The 1,171-nt window shown below is 37.6% G+C and carries 2 protein-coding genes; one reads left to right on the forward strand and one right to left on the reverse strand.

The annotated features are described in order from the left end of the window. Positions 1-381: phage integrase N-terminal SAM-like domain-containing protein (locus F1E73_RS17005; RefSeq protein ID WP_317132996.1), on the reverse strand; the 381-nt coding region annotated here is incomplete at its 3' end. Positions 382-635: 254 nt separating this feature from the next. On the opposite strand from F1E73_RS17005, the gene F1E73_RS17010 reads away from it, so the two are divergent. Further along, on the forward strand, positions 636-1,055 hold the full coding sequence (locus F1E73_RS17010) for a hypothetical protein (RefSeq protein ID WP_150452662.1): 420 nt from the start codon (positions 636-638) through the stop codon (positions 1,053-1,055). Positions 1,056-1,171: the final 116 nt, after the last annotated feature.

Consider the following 1,171-nt stretch of genomic DNA (forward strand, 5'->3'; position numbering starts at 1 on the left):
CAGTTTAGGGGCCTTGAGGAGCTGCCTCACCTCATTGTGGCTCAATACTACCGGCAGCTTTTTTGGTCGTTCTATCGAAGGCAGCACCACACGCATCTCCTTCATACCGAAAATGCGATAAGCATAGCGAAGCCCATAGACCGTATGCTTGAAGAAACTCTCCGATGGAGTCTTGCGTTGGGATTTCAAAACGTGCAGGTAATCCAAGACCTGCTCCTGGTCAAGATCCAACGGACTACAGTTAAAATGCAGGGATATATGCGCTAGGCAACGCGCATAATTGGTAAGGGTACTTTGGCTCTTACCGGAAAGCTCGATAGACCGTCTTAACTTACGGTACAGTTCATTAAATTCTGGAACGGAATTACAGGCCCTATCTATGAGGGTACTACTTTTTTTTCATAACTTACAATGAATTAATTAGACAATACCTAAAGGTAGTGAACAGCAGGGGAAATCTTGCTTGAAGCTACCTTTAGGTTTAGTTCAACAGTGGCTATAATTCAGTCTTGCATTATTCAAAAGATAAAATTCATTACTTTTAAGTCGGCACGATTTCATTACCAGAAAATCCTAACGGATTTCCCAGACCGAAATCATAGCCTTAACGTTGGCAATAATATAACTGAACGGAAATGAAACGAATACATTTTGACCATTTAGGAAAAGGGAATTATTGGATTATACTGATAATCTTATCATTGATTTTTATAGTAATCGGAATAGTTGAACCATTTGAATTTGAAAATGAAAAAATCTATAAATATATAAGTGCGACTGGATTTTTATCACAAGCCATATATTTCAGTAAACTCTTTTGGTATAAAAATACTGTTCAATGGAATAACAAAGGAATCATAATTCGAATCAAATCATTTCTTGGGAAATCATTACGATTTGACGAAATCAAAGCGACTGAACTGAATGGAAAAATCTTGACTTTGACAAAATCTGATGGAAAAATAATTACGCTTGACTTAAATGAGTTTGCGGAATCTGACACTCAAAAACTGAATGAAATAATGATTGAAAATACTATTGCCAACAATGTATAACCGCAATTACGGCGGATTCGACTACGTCCGAATCCACTCGGAATTGCTAAAGTCTGTGCCTCGTTTGAAATTTTTCGCTATTTTTGTCCGTAACTGCGTTTATACGAAACCGTCAG

It is taken from the genome of Arenibacter lacus (assembly GCF_008711145.1).
In the GTDB taxonomy this organism is placed as follows: Bacteria; Bacteroidota; Bacteroidia; order Flavobacteriales; family Flavobacteriaceae; genus Arenibacter; species Arenibacter amylolyticus.